At 63.4% G+C, this 14,204-nt stretch carries 14 protein-coding genes and 1 tRNA gene; 9 read left to right on the forward strand and 6 right to left on the reverse strand.

Annotated features, from left to right (window positions below; all coding sequences use genetic code 11):
• The first annotated feature begins 169 nt into the window (after positions 1-169).
• The 3 genes from NKH05_RS24440 (at position 170) to NKH05_RS24450 (ending at position 3,673) form a co-directional block, all read left to right on the forward strand.
• Positions 170-1,570 (forward strand): lipopolysaccharide biosynthesis protein, encoded by a 1,401-nt coding sequence (locus tag NKH05_RS24440; protein WP_353026295.1) that lies wholly within the window; start codon positions 170-172, stop codon positions 1,568-1,570.
• Positions 1,570-2,850, forward strand: coding sequence for a GNAT family N-acetyltransferase (locus NKH05_RS24445; RefSeq protein ID WP_023721052.1), 1,281 nt, complete (start codon positions 1,570-1,572; stop codon positions 2,848-2,850). The genes NKH05_RS24440 and NKH05_RS24445 overlap by 1 nt, the downstream gene beginning before the upstream one ends.
• Before the next feature lie 214 nt (positions 2,851-3,064).
• Entirely contained in the window at positions 3,065-3,673 is a 609-nt protein-coding gene (locus tag NKH05_RS24450; RefSeq protein WP_023721053.1) for a hypothetical protein, read from the forward strand.
• Between the two features lie 221 nt (positions 3,674-3,894).
• On the opposite strand, the gene NKH05_RS24455 is transcribed toward NKH05_RS24450, so the two are convergent.
• Both NKH05_RS24455 and NKH05_RS24460 read right to left on the reverse strand, forming a co-directional pair.
• Positions 3,895-4,632: an SDR family NAD(P)-dependent oxidoreductase gene (locus tag NKH05_RS24455; RefSeq protein ID WP_352483536.1), complete on the reverse strand. Its 738-nt coding sequence runs from the start codon at positions 4,630-4,632 to the stop codon at positions 3,895-3,897.
• A gap of 154 nt (positions 4,633-4,786) precedes the next feature.
• Entirely contained in the window at positions 4,787-5,602 is an 816-nt protein-coding gene (locus NKH05_RS24460; RefSeq protein WP_352483535.1) for an antibiotic biosynthesis monooxygenase, read from the reverse strand.
• Between the two features lie 147 nt (positions 5,603-5,749).
• Between NKH05_RS24460 and NKH05_RS24465 the strand changes: the two genes are divergently transcribed.
• The 4 genes from NKH05_RS24465 (at position 5,750) to NKH05_RS24480 (ending at position 8,052) form a co-directional block, all read left to right on the forward strand.
• Positions 5,750-6,181 carry a winged helix-turn-helix transcriptional regulator gene (locus tag NKH05_RS24465; protein ID WP_023721056.1) on the forward strand — a complete coding sequence of 144 codons (432 nt, stop codon included), beginning with the start codon at positions 5,750-5,752 and terminating at the stop codon, positions 6,179-6,181.
• A 136-nt stretch (positions 6,182-6,317) separates the two neighbouring features.
• Positions 6,318-6,917 (forward strand): hypothetical protein, encoded by a 600-nt coding sequence (locus NKH05_RS24470; protein ID WP_031194561.1) that lies wholly within the window; start codon positions 6,318-6,320, stop codon positions 6,915-6,917.
• Positions 6,914-7,507 carry a hypothetical protein gene (locus NKH05_RS24475; protein WP_023721058.1) on the forward strand — a complete coding sequence of 198 codons (594 nt, stop codon included), beginning with the start codon at positions 6,914-6,916 and terminating at the stop codon, positions 7,505-7,507. The genes NKH05_RS24470 and NKH05_RS24475 overlap by 4 nt, the downstream gene beginning before the upstream one ends.
• Positions 7,507-8,052, forward strand: a complete 546-nt coding sequence (locus NKH05_RS24480; RefSeq protein WP_023721059.1) for a hypothetical protein — start codon at positions 7,507-7,509, stop codon at positions 8,050-8,052. The genes NKH05_RS24475 and NKH05_RS24480 overlap by 1 nt, the downstream gene beginning before the upstream one ends.
• Here NKH05_RS24480 and NKH05_RS24485 read toward each other — a convergent pair.
• From NKH05_RS24485 to NKH05_RS24500, 4 genes are all read right to left on the reverse strand, one after another.
• Positions 8,045-9,304 (reverse strand): hypothetical protein, encoded by a 1,260-nt coding sequence (locus tag NKH05_RS24485; RefSeq protein ID WP_352483533.1) that lies wholly within the window; start codon positions 9,302-9,304, stop codon positions 8,045-8,047. The genes NKH05_RS24480 and NKH05_RS24485 overlap by 8 nt on opposite strands.
• Before the next feature lie 299 nt (positions 9,305-9,603).
• Positions 9,604-9,688 (reverse strand) — tRNA-Leu (locus tag NKH05_RS24490).
• 158 nt (positions 9,689-9,846) lie between these two features.
• Complete coding sequence (locus NKH05_RS24495; RefSeq protein WP_353026270.1) at positions 9,847-10,539, reverse strand: CPBP family glutamic-type intramembrane protease; 693 nt, start codon at positions 10,537-10,539, stop codon at positions 9,847-9,849.
• Between the two features lie 198 nt (positions 10,540-10,737).
• Positions 10,738-12,597 (reverse strand): ABC transporter ATP-binding protein, encoded by a 1,860-nt coding sequence (locus tag NKH05_RS24500; RefSeq protein WP_352483531.1) that lies wholly within the window; start codon positions 12,595-12,597, stop codon positions 10,738-10,740.
• Between the two features lie 370 nt (positions 12,598-12,967).
• Here NKH05_RS24500 and NKH05_RS24505 point away from each other — a divergent pair, with 370 nt between their 5' ends.
• Both NKH05_RS24505 and NKH05_RS24510 read left to right on the forward strand, forming a co-directional pair.
• Positions 12,968-13,555 carry a YqaA family protein gene (locus NKH05_RS24505; RefSeq protein WP_352483530.1) on the forward strand — a complete coding sequence of 196 codons (588 nt, stop codon included), beginning with the start codon at positions 12,968-12,970 and terminating at the stop codon, positions 13,553-13,555.
• A 29-nt stretch (positions 13,556-13,584) separates the two neighbouring features.
• Complete coding sequence (locus NKH05_RS24510) at positions 13,585-14,103, forward strand: disulfide bond formation protein B (protein ID WP_023721064.1); 519 nt, start codon at positions 13,585-13,587, stop codon at positions 14,101-14,103.
• The last annotated feature ends 101 nt before the right edge of the window (positions 14,104-14,204 follow it).

The raw sequence follows: 14,204 nt of genomic DNA on the forward strand, positions 1-14,204 counted from the left end.
GGTGAAGGGTTGCGCGAATGATGAATATGAAGCAGCGCGCCGCCCCTCATCCGCCTGCCGGCACCTTCTCCCCGTGAACGGGGCGAAGGAACACCCACCCAACCGTTTCTTAATGTGTTTTCGCTACACGCATAGCCAGAAAAGAAGCGGAAAACGGAGTGTGATCGGGGTGCGCTTTTCCGCGGCGACGACAGCCGGGCGGTTCCTGCCGCAGCGCTTTGCGCTGCGCATACGGCCGCTGCTTGGCCTGATCGATGCCGTGCTGTTCAGCGCCGGCGAGCGCGGCGAAGCCGGCCGCATGTCGCTGATCGCCTTTTCGGTCCGCATCGTCAGCGCCGTCATCGCCTTCGTCAGCCAGGTCTTGATGGCGCGCTGGATGGGCTCGTTCGAATACGGCATTTTCGTCCTCGTCTGGGTAACGATGGTCATCGTCGGCAACCTCGCCTGCCTTGGCTTCCACACCTCGGTCATCCGCTTCATTCCCGAATATCGCGAGCGTGGCATGCTGGCCGAATTGCGCGGCATCGTGCAGGCCAGCCGGCTGTTCGTGCTGGTTGCCTCCACGGCGATCGCCGGGCTCGGCGCGCTCGGCGTCTGGCTGCTGTCGCCCTTTATCGAAGACTATTATGTCGTGCCGTTCATCCTCGGCATCATCTGCCTGCCGATGATCGCCATGTCCGATCTTCTGCAAGGGCTGGCGCGCGCCAATTCCTGGGCGCTGTTTGCGCTGTCGCCGACATTTCTGGTGCGGCCGCTGCTGATTCTGGCGTTCATGGCGCTGATGCTGCTGGCGGGCTACGCGCCCGATGCCAAAACGGCGATCTTTGCCGCAATCGCCGCCACCTACGCCACCACGCTCGGCCAGCTCATCGGCGTCACCTCGCGGATGGACAGACGGATCCCGGCCGGGCCGATGAAGCTGCATTTCGGCCAATGGTTCATCGTCTCGCTGCCGATCTTCCTGGTCGAGAGCTTCTTCTTCCTGCTCACCAATGCCGACGTGCTGATGGTCGGCGCCTATCTCGAACCCAACGACGTCGCCGTCTATTTCGCCACCGTCAAGACGCTGGCGCTGGTGCATTTCGTCTATTTCGCTGTCAAGGCCGGCGTTGCCCAGCGCTATGCGCAGTTCACCCATGGCGAGCCGCACAAGCTCGCCGCCTTCGCCCGCGAAACCGTGTCGTGGACGTTCTGGCCGTCGCTGGCGATGGCGCTGCTGGTGCTGGCCCTGGGCGAGCCGATGCTGACCTTGTTCGGCCCGGAATTTGCCGCCGGCTATCCGCTGCTGTTCCTTTTGGTGTTCGGCGTCGTCGCCCGGGCCGCCGTCGGCCCTTGCGAAAGCCTGCTCACCATGAGCGGCAACCAGAACATCTGCGCCGCCGTCTACGCCATGACGCTGGCCTTCAACATCGCGCTCAGCGTCGTGCTGATCCCGCTCTTCGGTCTGTGGGGCGCAGCGATGGCCACCGTCTTCGCCATGATCTTCGAGGCCGGCGCGCTGTCCTTCACGGTCTGGCGCAAGCTCGGCATCGCCATGGTCATTTTCGTGCCCGCCAAAGGAGCCGCCTGATGGCTGCCGTCCCCTTGCTCGAGGAAACCAGCGGCGGCCCGGCCGGCGCCATGGTGTCCGGCCTTGCCGGGCTTGCGCGCGAAGCCGATCCCGCCCATGTCGAGATCCTCGCCAACAACCGGCCCGAGCGCAAGCTTGCCATCTATCCGGCCTCCGCCGGCTTCGACCTGGTCGAGGAGCTCGACTATCTCTGCACCCGCACGATCGAGCCGAACGTCTTCTTCAATCCGCGCTTCCTGGCTCCGGCCATGCCGAGGCTCGAGGACCGCGAGGTGCGGCTGGCGGTCATCCGCGACGGCGACCAGTATCGCAACCGGCTGCGCCTGCTGGTGCCGTTCTCGGTCGAGCGGCCGATGGTGCCGCTCGGGATTCCCGTCATGCGCACCTGGTCGAGCCCGTTCGGCCCGATCGGCACGCCGCTGGTCGATCGCGACGATCCGATCGGCGTCATCGAGGATTTCTTCTCGATGCTGTCCAGGCCGCATCTCAAGCTGCCGAAGGTCTTCGTGCTGCCCGACATAAGGCTGGATGGTCCGGTGGCGAGCCTGCTCGCCAGCGTCGCCGAGACGCGCGGCCTGACGCTGGTCACCACCGGCAAGGCCGACCGCCCGGTGCTCGAAAGCGAGCTCGACGGCGAGGCGTATCTGAAGGCTTCGCTGCGCGCCCACCATTATCGCGAGTTTCGCCGCCTGAAGCGCCGCCTCGCCGACCTCGGCCGGCTGGAGCATGTCGTGGCGCGCGGGCCCGACGAGATCCGCCACGCCATCGAAAATTTCCTGACATTGGAGGCCGCCGGCTGGAAAGGCCGCGAGCGCACCGCCATGGCCATCGACCGCTACCGCGCCGCCTTCGCCCGCGAGGCGGTGCACCGGCTGGCCGAGCAGGATCTTTGCCGCATCCATTCGCTGACGCTCGACGGCCGCACCATCGCCTGCCTGGTCGTCTTCGTCGAGGCCGGCGTCGCCTATACCTGGAAGACCGCCTATGACGAGACGCTCGCCGCCTATTCGCCGGGCACGCTGCTGATGATCGAGGTGACCAGGCAGCATCTCGACGACCCCAACATCATGATGACCGATTCCTGCGCGGTGCCCGACCACCCCGTGATGAGCCGGCTGTGGAGCGAACGCAAGCCGATGGGCACGCTGGTGATCGGGCTGACGCCGGACGCCGACCGCCCCGCCCGCCAGGCGGCCTCGCAGCTTCACCTCTACCGCGAGACCCGCAACATGGCGCGCCTGCTGCGCAACCGGATGAGAAGCCTGCTGCGGCGACGGTAGCGCATCGGGTCCAAAGGGGGACCCGGCCCGGCCGACCGTCTCCGCACCATCGACCTGCTCCGGCCTAGGTCGTCAGGGTTAATTCTCCCGATCAGCGGAAAGGATTAGCATCGACGCAGTCCCAACAGGGATGAGGCGATCAATTACGGCCGCGCGTCCAGCATCACTGCCGCCTCGGTCCTGCACGGCCAGAAGAAAAATCTGGGAGGAATGCATGACGAAAACAACTCACCTCAGGCGTCTCGGTATCCTCACATTGGCAGGTCTCGTCGGCGCGTGTCTGAACGCCGCCGCTCCTCGGGCCGCCGAACCCGACAAGGCCGAGATCGATGCCCTGCGTAAATCGCTGTCCAGGTATGAAGACTACAAGGTTGCCATTCGCGAGCTTTATCTGTCGACGGTTGGATGCGTCTTCTACAGCGGCGAAAAGGTAGAGGGAGCGATGGACTACCCGAAGGGCGCGATGGGCATCCATTTCGTCAACGTCACGACTGTCGGCCCGACCGCGGATCCGACGCGCCCCAATGTGCTGATCTATGAGCCGGTCGGCGGCGAATTGCGCCTGGTCGGTGTGGAATGGCTCGTGCCCTTGACGCCGGACACCAAGGAGCCGCCGAAGCTCTTCGGCCAGACATTCATGGGGCCTATGGAGGGGCATTATCCGCTCATCCCGAAGGAGTTCCACCACTACGACCTTCACGCCTGGCTGTTCAAGGAGAACCCGCTCGGAATGTTCAGCCCGACGAACCCGGACGTGAAATGCGACAATTATGCGTTTCCGATGCCGGAGCAGCCGACCAAGATGGTGCCGGGGCCGATGTGATAGCGGCTCGGGCTGCGATCCGCAGCTTGCCAGGAAGGGCTGCCGGATCTCAGACGTTATCCCAGAGGACGCTCCTGGGATAACGCCCAAGTAACCTCTCGAGGTTTCCCGGAAGAAAATGGTGCCCTCAGCCCGGATCGAACCGGCGACGCATCGGCAGCCTAGGGCAATTTCGCCATAGCGCATTCGCTGCGGGGCCGTTGGGCTCGCAGCGCGGTCGCCTATGACTTGGCGGGCATGGCTTGGACGAAAGCCGCCATCTGGCGTTCGAGCGCCTTGAACGCGCTGCCGCGCCAGCTCTCGGCCATGGACGCCGATTTTGGATCGGGGAAAATTTCCTCCTCCCCTCGCGCCATGCCGTCCAGGATACCTTTCGCGACGCTCTCCGCAGAGCTCTTCGGGATGTCGGCGTCTCTGCTCATGTCGGTGTCTATGGGACCGGACAGGACCGCATGAACGCTCACGCCACGAGCGCCGGCGAGAGCACGGAGCGATTGCGTCATGGAGAACGCGGCGGCCTTCGACAGCGAGTAGGACGGAATAATCGGGAAGGGAACGAGGGCCGCTTCCGACAGGATGTTGACCACGGCGCCGCGCGAACTCGTGAGCAGCGGCAGGAATGCGTCGGTTACGCCGTGCACGCCGAGCAGGTTGACGGCGAGGTGTCGCTCGAGCGCAGCACGATCGCCGAGGTCGTCGTAGAGCCCGATGCCAGCATTGTTGATGAGGATATCGAGAGACCCGACCCTTTCGACAGCCGCCTCAATCTGCGCCGTATCGGTCACGTCCAGGATCAGCGGCGTGACACGCCGATCCGCGTGGGCGAGCGGTTTGCGCGCGCCGGCATAGACGCGCTTGGCACCCCGCCTCAATATTTCCTCGACCAGCGCCTTGCCGAGGCCGCGGTTGGCCCCGGTTACCAGAACGGCCTTGTCTGTGACTTCCATCGATTTTGGCACGGCGATCTCTCCTCCTACTTGCATGAATGCAAGCCATTCGTTCTTGCATCATGCAAGTAGGTTATAATTTTCTGTTCCATGCTTGGATGCCGTCCCCCATTGCATTGCTCCAGGGCAGCCGGCACCGGCACCGTCGCCGGGCGAACCCTTGCAATCAGGACCCGACTTCCAATGTCGTGTAGGAGATCGGCGAAGGCCGCTCCAGGAAGGCGCCGGTTATGGCCGAAACGAAATTCTTCGCGTCCGCCGAGCCCAGAAAAGCGTCGCGCTCCTGCTTCGATGCCCAGCGCTCGACGCAGATGGTAACGTTCGGCTCTGCCTCCGAGCGAAAGACGCTGTAGTCGATGCATCCGCTTTGCTTGCGGGCCGCGCCGGCTACGTCCCGCAGGGCATCCCGCACCTTGCTCTCGATGCCGGGCTTCGCCGCTGCCGTCGTCATGACGATCATCTCGGCGCCATCGCTCGCTGTCTTGCGCTCGAGGCCGATGTTCTCGTTTTGCGGCACGACCGTTGGATTGGCGTTCTCTTCGCCCTTGTTGGGCTGCCCCTTGCCCGTCGAAATCAGGTCGCGAAGACTCGCGACATAGAAGCGCCAGGAGTCATGGCAGACGTCGTAGCATTCTTCACTCGGCTTCAGCCCGACATGGGTGAAGCGCAGCTCGGTACCCTTGTCGGTCGGCGCGATCTCGAAGACCACGTCCGTGCCGGTCCACTCGGTCGCATCCTTGACGAAGTTGAAGTAGTTCTGGACGACGTGCCAGACGACCTTCTTGCCGGGCACAAGCTCCGTAACCTTGAAGGTACCGCGGTGGATATCCTTGAAGTGATAGTAGAATATCGCACCGGGCTTGTTGGTATCGCCGTCGATGTCTTCGGACCACCAGGCGCGCGGATTGACAACCGCCGCAAAAACCTCTTCCGGGCTTTGCTCAACGACAAATAACGTCGTGTAATCTTCATCCTTTTTCATGACATATCTCCTGTCTGGATCCGACGGTTGATGGGCACCCAAGTCTCGGGCGATGAAGTGAGCGACGCTCTCTCGAGCTCCATCGCTTGCATCATGCAAGCACAATGCATACTTGCATGATGCAAGTCAACAGGGTATGTTCACGCCATGCTTGGTCGTCTTTATGAAAAACAGAACTGCTCGGCCTCACGCGCCCTGGAGCTGGTCGGCGAGCGCTGGAGCCTGTTGATCCTGCGCGACGCGATGTTCGGCGGCTACACGCGCTTTTCGCAATTCCAGAAGAGCCTGGGGATTGCCACCAACATCCTGGCCAAGCGCCTCGAGGATTTCGTCGAGGCCGGCCTGATGGACCGTCGTCCGGGTGCCGCCGGCGAGCAGGCCGAATACGTCCTGACCCGAAAGGGGCTGGAATTCAAAACGGTCATCATCGCGCTGACCGAGTGGGGCGACAAATGGGTGCGGCCCGGACCCATCTTCTACTGCGACCAATCCGACGGCAGGCCCGTCGAGGTGCAATTGCGCCGCGCCGACAATGGCAAGCGGGCCGATTTCGCCGACGTCGTGGCGGCCCTCCGCTAGGCACGGCGGCGGGTCCGGCCCGCAGCACGATCCAAGACGAAGCTGTTTCGAATTGTGCCATAAATGTTACCGCATAGCTCACCTCTCCAGGTTGCATCTGTGGCTCGGGTCTGGTGGATAGTCCGCGGGAGGAAACATGTCCGTCGGACAGCGATCGACTTTGCGGCAGCGTCTTTTTGCGTTTCTCGTCGCCGGCCTTGGTGGCCTCGCGGCGGCCGCCGCGTCATTCGCAATGACGGTGTATGAAGCATCCAACTCGCGGCCAACTCCAACGGTCGCAGCCGGCGAGCCCATCGACACCGGGCGCTGGGTTATTACGTTTCGCGGTGCCCGAACCGGCTCGGTTCCGCCGACGGGAACCGAGCCGTCCCAGCCGAAGACCTTTTTGATGGTCGAATTCGACCTCGACAACCGCTCGGCGGCGACCAGCAACGCCTTCGCGTCCATGTTTGACATCGACCCGCCGATCACGGACGTGCAGGCGCCGGCCTTCTATCTTGCACGCGACAAATGGATCGCAAGCGGCGTCCATCCCGGCATACCGGAACACATGATCGCCGCCTGGGAGTGGCCGAAGGCGCAGCCGCTGCCGCAGGATCTGCGTCTCGTGGTGGGCAGCCAGATCTACAAGCGGCGTGACAATCTCTACGGCGGCTCGGGCTGGTTCGATCGCGATCCGGTCGCGATCGTGGCATTGCCGGTAAAGACCGAAATGGTCGTCGGGCCGGGGCAATGAGAACAGGTCTCAAGGAAACCGGCGCAATCATCTTCGCGGCGGCGATCCTCTACGCAATGCAGCGGACTACCCCGCTCTACAGCAACATCACCTCGCCCGTCTCGATTGCTGGCGAGCAGGGTAAGCGCACCGACGCACGCGCCTTCGCGCTGGCCGTCGGCGACGTGCATCTCGCGCGTACCGTAAGGATCGAGCGCTTTGGCCAGACCCGGACCTACACCACTTCCGGGGTCTGGGTCCTGGTCGAGGCCGCCGCCGAAGCAAAACGCGAGAGCCTGACCCTGACCTCCGCCGAATGGCTCGGCCCGAGCGGGTTGCGCTATTCTCTCAGCCAGCGCATTTCCACCATGCCGGCAATGCTGCCGGCAGAGCGGCTGGAGCCGGGACTGCCAAAGCCCGTGCTCATGGCTTTCGAAGTCCCGGAAAACGAACTTGCGGGCGGAACCGTGCTGGTCGCGCCATCGGCATTCACACCGCTGGGTGAAGAGGTCCGGGTGGCAATCACCGAACTTGCGGTGGGCGACATCCCTGGCGCCGTGACGATCCGCCGGAGCGATGGCCCGATGCCTTGGACGCTGGAGACCGAGTGATGGCGGAGGCCATTTCCCGTGCCGAGAGACGCCGCTACTGGCTGAGCCTTGCTGGGCTGGGCTTCGCTCTGCCGGTTGCAGTGCTGGTGCATTCCTGGGAAAGCCTGGAGGCATGGCGATCCGGTAGCGACCGCGACCCGATCGCGGTCGACAGGGGTGAGTCGCAGCGCTACGCCGGGGCCGAATGGCGGCTGACAACGCTGTCGCGCCTGCCCGGCGGCTCGGCAGATGAAGCCGTCGTGCTGGCCGAATTCGAGGCGAGGATCGAGGATCCTGGTCTCCTTGCAGAAAGCCCCTGCGCCGTTGTGCTCACAGACGCCGAAGGCCGCCGCTGGCTGCCTGCCTTCCTGACCCGGCCCGTCGTGCGCAAGATGCAGCCCGAGGCAGCCGACAAGCCCCGCTGCGGCGGGCTGGCCTTCCAGGGCGCCGGCACGCACGGCACGGCGCGCATGGCCGAGACTTTCGTCATTCCGGCGACGGCAAGCGGCCTTGCGCTGTCGGTCACGCTGGCGAACGCCAGGCCGCGCCATCTGCTCTTCAGGTAGCGACCCTCAGCGGCTGCCGTTGCGCCGCCACCGCAAATTCAAGCACCGCCGCCAGCAGCGCGATCCTCAAGGCGTCGAGCACTATGCCGCCGTCAAGATCGCTCGGACTGCCGATGAACACGCTGGCGAAGCTGAAGACGACCTGCCATGTATCGAGGTCTGGCGCGCCGAGCGTCCGCGTCGCGCCAAACCACAGCCAGGCGCAAAGCCAGCCGATCAGCCGGTAGGCGACGACGAAGGTGAGCAGCGTCGCGAGTCCTGCGCCGAGCGTGAGCTTGAGACAGGCCCAAATCGGCGCATAGCGCGAGCGGTAGCCGCCGAGGAAATGCGTGATGAAGTCGCTCAACCATTTGCGCCAGGTGGACCCGCGCGACGGCGGCGGCGCGGCCGCTGCCGAAGCGGCCGTCAGCTCGTAGCCGTTGATGATCGCCGCCATGACCAGCCAGACCATTGGCAGAAGCGCATAGAAGAACAGGCTTTGCGCCTGTTCCAGGATGCCGGGCTGCCTGAACTCGACCGGCGTGAAGCCTTCGGCAGCGTGAGCGGCGATCGACAGGACAAGCGATCCTGCGCCCATGCTGAGTTCGCTGCGCAACGCACTAGCCCCGATCCAGGTGATGAACTCGTCCTTCCAGATATCGAGCGCATAGAGCCCGATAAAAATCCAGCTTGCATCCGCCGCCACGACGAGCAGCCGCCAGTAAGGCCTGCGCGCGCCTTTGTTCATGCGCTTCGCGAACCAGCGGACCAACCAGCAGCCGACAATCGACGCAATGAGGCCGCTGGAGCGCAGCAGGCCGAATATGTCGGCGCTTTCTCCCAGCGGAATGCGTTCGAGCGCCAGCCGCGAATATTCTCGCACACTGTCGCCGAGGAATCCCCATGCGGCGTAATAGGCGAAGAAGGGCAAGATGGCGGCCGCGGTCACCGCCAGCAAGTGGTCGGCGGGCTGGGACGTTTTCTCCTGTTTCGCACCGCTTGCCGACATTTGGCGAAGCGAGGCGAGTGCCGGCAGTCCCGGACGCAGGGCGACGAACATCGCCACGATGACCAGAAGCTTCGTCAGCACCACCAGCGAAAGCACAACCATCCCGCCGAGGGGATTGACGAGGCCCACCGTGACTGCCGCGTTGAGCAGGAGGTCGCGCGCTACATAGCCGATGGCGCCGAGAAGCAGCAGTTGCGGCCAGAAGCGGGCAATAAGACCCACGGTAAGGGAAAGAGGCCTGACAATATCGTCGGTCGTTGTCATGCCATGTGCATAGCCGAGCAAGACCGGCGCCTCAATCCACGGAATGTCCGGTTCGGCTATACCAGCTGACCGCGGAGTTGGCGGCGCATCCCTCGTGATGGCGGGGACCGCAGCACGCCCGATTGCGGTGGTGAGGAACGCCCAATTGCGCTTGGGTCTAGTCCGCGCACCGTTCAGCGGAAGCTTGGGCAGCTTGCGGCAACAGGCAAGACGCAACCATTCGATGCCGTCGAGGGCGTCGTGGACGATCCCACCGACGCCCTTGGGTTTAATAAGAAGTGGCGTGGCAATTTAAGAAATGGTGCCCCTAGCCGGGATCGAACCAGCACTCCTTGCGGAACTCGATTTTGAGTCGAGCGCGTCTACCAATTCCGCCATAGGGGCTCAGGCCGGGCGGCCTGGATGGGCGCGGACTATACGGTTGGAGGCCTGTTCGTCAACTGGCCAATTCCCGAGACCCTATCTAGCCCAAGCCCAGGCTTTCGATTTCGTCGATCGGAGGCTTCGGTCCATAGTGGGCATCTCAGCCCGTTTGAACCCTTCTACCTCAACAGCGGCCACAGAATGCCGATGAATGCTGACACCCCATCCATGAGCCAATGCGCCGTCGCCAGCGGCAGGATGCGGCGCACGCGCAGGTACACGAGGGTGATGAATGTCGAATGGGCGATAGGCGCCAAGAGCCGGTAGAGCATGAAGTGTGGGTCGAACGTCAGCGGCATCACGGCGTGCTGAAACGACCAGGAAAACGCTACGACGGCAACGGCAAATCCCGTGCTTCCCGACAAGACTTGGAAACGCGGCAGAAGATAGCCGTTATAGGTGGTCTGCTCCGTAATGCCCCAGACCAACGGAAAGATCAGCACCCCGTAAAGCGCAGGCAAGAGCGGCAAAGGTCCGTATATTTGCAGTGCATCAGGGTTGCCGTAGACCAACAGGCTGCTGGCGATGATCCCACCGTAGATGAAAACGAGGCCGGGAGGATGAGCGCGACGCCCAACAACAGATCGCGCCCCAAGCGTTTGCGATCGAAGCTGATAAAATCGAGCAGCGTGATGCCCTCGCGCCCGTGCAAGCCACCACAGGAGACCAAGGCAGCCCGCGTCGATCAAACTGCCGTATGCCGGCAGCCAAGCCCCTGCGTCGCGCCAGGGCGTTGCCGAACCGTGCGCTGCATAAATGGCCGCAACCAGGCCCTGCGCGGCAACAGCGAACGCCGAGCGCGCGAACAACATCAAGGCGGGGCCGGACCATGTCAGCACGCCGGCAGATCGCCGCTCGAGAATGGCGGCACGGGAGTTCGGGACTGTGGCTTCGCTCATGATCGGCTTCCGAACGCTACGGTGGAAACGAGTTCAGCCAATTCCGGTTTCTGGAGTGAAAGCAGAATGTGTCGAGCCGGCCATGAGCAAAACATCATCACCGAGGGCGGCTCACATCTCCTCGATGGCGTCGGCAATGTAGCCGCCGGTCTGACGCTTCCACAGTCGGGCATAGAGCCCGTCGCGTTCCAACAGCGCCGATGGTTTTCCCTCCTCGACGATGCGGCCTTTGTCGAGGACGACGATCCGGTCCATCCTGGCAATGGTCGACAGGCGATGGGCGATGGCGATCACGGTCTTGCCCTCCATCAGAACCGCGAGCTTGGACTGGACCGCCGCCTCGGCTTCGCTGTCCAGTGCGGACGTCGCCTCATCGAGAACCAGGATTGGCGCATCCTTGAGCAACACCCGGGCGATCGCGACGCGTTGGCGCTGGCCGCCGGAAAGCTTCACGCCGCGATCGCCGACGAAAGCGTCGTAGCCGGTGCGGCCTTCAGCATCTCTGAGATCGGCGATGAAGCCGTCGGCCTCGGCCAGCAGCGCGGCGTGCTCCAACGCCTCCGGCGGGGCATCGGGCCGGCCGTAGCGGATGTTGTCGCCGACGGAGCGATGCAGCAGCGAGACGTCCTGGGTGACGACGCCGATGCTCTCCCGAAGGCTGGCCTGGGTCACGCTGCGGAGATCCTGTCCATCGATCAGGATCGCGCCGCCCTTCAGCTCGAAGAACCTTAGGAGCAGGCTGACAAGGGTCGACTTGCCGGCCCCGGAGAGGCCGACGAGCCCGACCTTCTCGCCTGCGCGCACGGTGAGCGACAGGTCTTCGATCACCCTTTGGCCCTCGCGGTATTCGAACTGGATGTTCTTGAACTCGACTTCGCCGGCCGTGACGTCGAGCGGGTTGGCGTTCGGCGCGTCTTTTATAGTCGGCGGCGTCGTCACGACCGGCATTGCGTCGCGGATCGTGCCCACCGCCTGGAAAATCTGCTGGCCCATCTGCAGGAAGGCACGGGAGTTGGCATTGAGCCGCTGAACGATGGCGATCGATGCGGCGAACTGGCCAATCGTGACAAAGCCGGCGACAAATCCCCAGAGCCCTATGGCAACGTTGGTGAGAAAGAGCGCAACATTGAGCAGGACGACGCCCATGTCGGTCGTCAGATAGATGCGCCTTTCGCGCTGCTGGGTCTCGATGGCGTTTTCCATGACGGTGCGCATTGCGCCCGCCTCGCTGTCTTCCGCCGCAAACAGCTTGACCATCTGGATGTTGCTGTAGAGGTCGGTCATGGCGCCGACAACAAGGCTGCGCCCCCGCGCCGAGCGGCGCGAGCGTTCGGAATATTGGGGCACCGCCACCACCGCAATGGCGATGTTGGCGGCGATCCAGACGAACACCGGAAGCGCCAGCGGCCAGGATAACGCGCCAAGCAGAACGAGCGAACCGACGAGCTGCACCAGAAACAGCGGTATTCTGTAAAAGGCCACGACGATCTGCTGCTGCACGGCGGATGCGACTTGCGAAATGCGCGACGCAACCTGACCTGCGAAGAGATCGTGGAAGAAGGCAAGGTCCTGGCGTTCCACCGCCTTGTGGCCCTGCCATTGCATCGCCGCCGGCATGCATACGGCCACCGTCTGCGAGTTCAGCGCATTGCCCAGGAAGATGAGCAACGGCAGCACGGGGAAAACCAGCACGCCGAGCACGACCAGCGTCGGCCAGTCCTCGTGCAGGAAAACCGCCGCGCCCTTCGCGCTCACCCCGTCGACGACGAACGAGGCCCCCCAGATCGTCGCAAGGTTGATCCCCTCGATCGCCATCATCAAGACGGTAATGGCCGCAAGAGTGCCGCGGAACATCCTCGCGAAATGCAGGAGCAGCGCAAACGGCCCGCTCGCTGGCAGCGGCCCGGGTGGAATATCCAGCGGACGGATGAGCGTCTCAAAGGGGCGGTAAATGAAATCGGAGAACGTCATGGCGGCGCAAAGGGCGGATGGAAAGACAGGATGTGACAAAAATCGCCGTATTTAAACACGGATCGTGTTCGACGGGAAAACCCACGATTTATTAGATATTGCCTTGACGCACTTCAGGCGGGCAGGTGCTCGATGCCATGGCCTGGTCGTCAACTGGCCAAATCCCGACATCTGGGCTCGCTCAAGCCTCAGCCTTTCGATTTCGTGAAGCAGCTGCCATTGTGCAGCGCGGAAAATCTTTCTAGACAGGCGGCGCATGTCATTGAAGCGCACCTTGTCCGACGAGATTGATACGGCGCGCTTCCAAGTCTTGTTTGTACATGTCGTGACCCAAGACCACTACCGGTTTGGGCGTGCATTAGGAGTGCCGATGCTTCGCGGACTTTACGACTGGACCTTGTCGCTGGCGGCCAGCAAATCGGCCGAATGGTGGCTGGCCTTCATCGCCTTCGTCGAGAGCTCGGTGTTCCTGGTGCCGGCCGACGTGCTCTATCTGCCGATGGCGCTTTCGCGGCCGGATCGCGCCTATCGTTACGCGCTGGTCGCCACCGTCGCCTCGGTGCTGGGCGGCATCGCCGGCTGGTTCATCGGGCACTACGCCTATGACGCGGTGGCGCGGCCGATCCTCGAATTTTACGGCAAATATGACGAGTTCGAGGCGATGCGCGTCTCGTCGGGTGTTGGCTTCATCATCCTGATGCTGGTCACCTCCGGCCTCGCCCATCTGCCGCCGATCAAGGTGGTGACAATCCTGTCCGGCGTCATCGGCGTTCCTTTGCTGCTGTTCATCGTGCTGGCAATCGTTGCGCGCGGAGCTCGCTTCCTGTTTCTCGCCTGGCTCTTGCGCCGCTATGGCGAGCCGATCCGCCACTTCATCGAAAAGCGCCTTGGCCACATTGCGGGCGCCGGCGCCGCTGCCCTGATTTTGCTCTATATCGTCGTCAAATACGCCGTCTGAACGGCATCGAACCGAATGGACTGATTCCGATGACAGCGACCGTGAATGCCGATACCGGACGCCAGCGGCTGCGCACCGCCCTGTTCCTCGCCGTCGCCATGGCCGCCACAGTCGGCTCGGCGCTGGCCTTCCAGTATGTTGGCGGCTACATCCCTTGCAAGCTCTGCCTCGAGCAGCGCACCCCTTACTATGTCGGCGTGCCCTTGATGCTGCTGGCGGTGCTTGCGTCGGCCCTTAAGGCGCCCGCCTGGATAAGTCGTGGCCTGCTGGCCATTGGCGGCCTGCTGATGCTCTACGGCCTCTATCTCAGCGTTTATCACTCCGGCGTCGAATGGGCGTGGTGGCCGGGCCCGACCGATTGCACCGCAGCCGCCGGACCGGTGGACACCGGCGGCAAGGGCGTGCTCGACGCGCTCGACAAATTCGTCCCGCCCTCCTGCGACAAGGCGGCGCTCCGCATCCTCGGCCTGTCCTTGGCCGGCTGGAACGCCATCGCCAGCTTTGTCCTGGCAGTCGTCGCCTTCCGCAGCGCCTTTGCCCGCGATTGAGCGGTTCACCCTTGCGCCGACGCGAGATTATTCAAGAATTCGGCAGGCTGAGTCGTATCAAGTGATTATCGAGAACCGGAGCGGAGCGTACTAAAGTACGT

The organism is Mesorhizobium sp. M1399 (assembly GCF_040317735.1).
Classification (GTDB): Bacteria; Pseudomonadota; Alphaproteobacteria; order Rhizobiales; family Rhizobiaceae; genus Mesorhizobium.